This window comes from Streptomyces sp. FH025, from assembly GCF_017427025.1.
Lineage (GTDB): Bacteria > Actinomycetota > Actinomycetes > Streptomycetales > Streptomycetaceae > Kitasatospora.
In genome coordinates this window covers 1-2,171 of record NZ_JAFLNG010000983.1, presented here as the reverse complement: position 1 = coordinate 2,171, position 2,171 = coordinate 1, and the positions used below count along the sequence as shown (strand labels likewise).

The following is a 2,171-nucleotide window of genomic DNA, read 5'->3' as shown; positions in this document are numbered from 1 at the left end:
CGGGCAGGGTGACCAGCCCGACCGTACGGGTCTGGTCCAGCGCCGGGACCAGCGAGGTCGCGGCCGCCGTACGGCAGATCTCCAGCCGCGCGTCCCGCTCCTCGAAGCCGAGCGCCAGCGCCGCCTCCACCTCGCCGCGCCGCTGCCGCAGTTCGTCCAGGGCGCGCCGCCCGGCCAGCGAGGTGGCGGTGAGCGCGCCGCCGATCAGGATGCCGGCGACCGGGATCAGCGACAGGCCCTCGGCCGGCAGCAGCCCGACGCCCAACAGCAGGGCCAGCACCGGCAGCACCCCTGCGGCGATCGGGGCGGCCGCCCAGACCCAGCCGGGGCCCGGGGTCATCCGCCGCCCGGCGGTGCGCACCGCGACCGTGAACATCAGCAGCACGAACAGCGCGGACCACCAGAGCGAACCGACCACCCAGGCAATCACCGCGGCGACGGCGGCCAGTTGCACCACCGCGCGCAGCCCGGCCCGGGCCACCGCCCGTCCGTGGCCGAGCAGCCCCCACCCGGCCACCGCCACGGCGGCCAGCAGCAGCACCGCAGTCACCACCCCGAGCACCGGGGTGACGGGCAGCAGCTGGCCGCCCGAAGCCGCCGGAGCCGCTGGAGCCGCCGAAACCGCCATCAGATCCAGCTGGTGAACCACATCCGGTCCTGCCAGGACGACATCGGGATCACCTCCGCCGTGTACAGCGGGTAGAAGAAGGCGAAGCAGCCGACGATCGCGAGCACGATCAGCCCGGCCCCGATCGCGCCGTAGCGCCGGCGCCGGGGGCTGCACCCGGCCGGGCCGAGCATCGCGCCGAGCATCTGGGCGACGGCCAGGCACAGGAAGGGCACCAGCACGACCATGTAGAAGGAGAAGATCGTCCGCTCCTGGTACCGGAACCAGGGCAGGTAGATCGCCGCCACCGCGCACAGCACGGCGCCCGAGCGCCAGTCCCGGCGGAAGAACCAGCGCCACAGCAGGTAGACCAGCGCGAAGCAGGCCGCCCACCACAGCAGCGGGGTGCCCAGGCCCAGGATCTGCGCCGCGCAGCCGCCGGAGGAGGTGCACCCGCGCGTCCCGTCCGGGACCTGCTCCCAGTACATCGACACCGGGCGGCCGTCGACCAGCCAGGCGAAGGGACTGGACTGGTAGGTGTGCGGCTGGTTCAGGCCGGTGTTGAAGTCGTACATCTGCCAGTGGTAGTGCCACAGGCTGCGCAGCGGCGCGGGCACCCAGCTCATCGGGACCTGCGGCAGCGGGATGCCGAGGAAGCCGTCCGGGGACAGCCCGGCGCGGCCGTCCGCCCAGTGCCGGTCGTAGCCGCCACCGCCGTTGCCGCCGCTGGCCAGCCAGCCGCTCCAGGCGCCGACGTACACCACCACGGCGGAGCCGACCATGGCGAGGAAGGCGGGTACGGCGTCGCGGCGCAGCATGGACCGCCAGGGGTGGCGGGCGCCGGCGCCGCGGCGGCCGGACTGGTCCCACAGGACGGTCAGGATGCCGAAGGCGGCCAGGATCGGGGCGCCGTTCCACTTGACCGCGCAGGCCGCGCCGACGAGCACCCCGGCGGCGATCCGCCAGGGGCGCGGCCCGAGCCGGACGAGGTCGCCGTCGGTCGCCTCGGCGAGGCGGGCGCGGGCGTGGTCGCGGTCGATCAGTAGGGCTCCGAAGGAGGCGAGCACGAAGAACATCTGGATGCCGTCGAGCAGGCCGACCCGGCTCATCACCAGGTGCAGGCCGTCGACGGACATCAGCAGGGCGGCGGTGCAGCCGATCAGGGTGGAGCCGAAGAGCCTGCGGCCGATCCGGGCCAGCATCAGCACGGTGACGGTGCCGAGCAGGGCGGTCATGAACCGCCAGCCGAAGGGGTGCAGTCCGAACAGTTGCTCGCCGATCGTCATCACCCATTTGCCGAGCGGCGGGTGGGCGACGAACTCGGGCGAGGCGCTCAGCGGGACGGTCTGCGGGACGGCCAGGATGTCGGCGTTGGCGTGGTCGGGCCAGGTGCCCTCGTAGCCCTGCTGGAGCAGCGACCAGGCGTCCTTGGGGTAGTACGTCTCGTCGAAGACGAAGGCGTTGGGGTAGCCGAGGTTCCAGAAGCGCAGCAGGCCGGCGAAGATCGCCACCCCGATCGGGCCGAGCCAGCCGGAGTGGTCGGCCACCCGGCGCAGCAGCCCGC

2 protein-coding genes are annotated in these 2,171 nt (G+C 73.7%); both read right to left on the bottom strand.

The window, feature by feature from the left end:
- Positions 1-628: ABC transporter permease (locus J0670_RS36440; protein WP_207817039.1), on the bottom strand; the 628-nt coding region annotated here is incomplete at its 3' end.
- Positions 628-2,166, bottom strand: a complete 1,539-nt coding sequence (locus J0670_RS36435; protein ID WP_243438023.1) for a dolichyl-phosphate-mannose--protein mannosyltransferase — start codon at positions 2,164-2,166, stop codon at positions 628-630. The genes J0670_RS36435 and J0670_RS36440, both read right to left, overlap by 1 nt.
- Between the last annotated feature and the right edge of the window lie 5 nt (positions 2,167-2,171).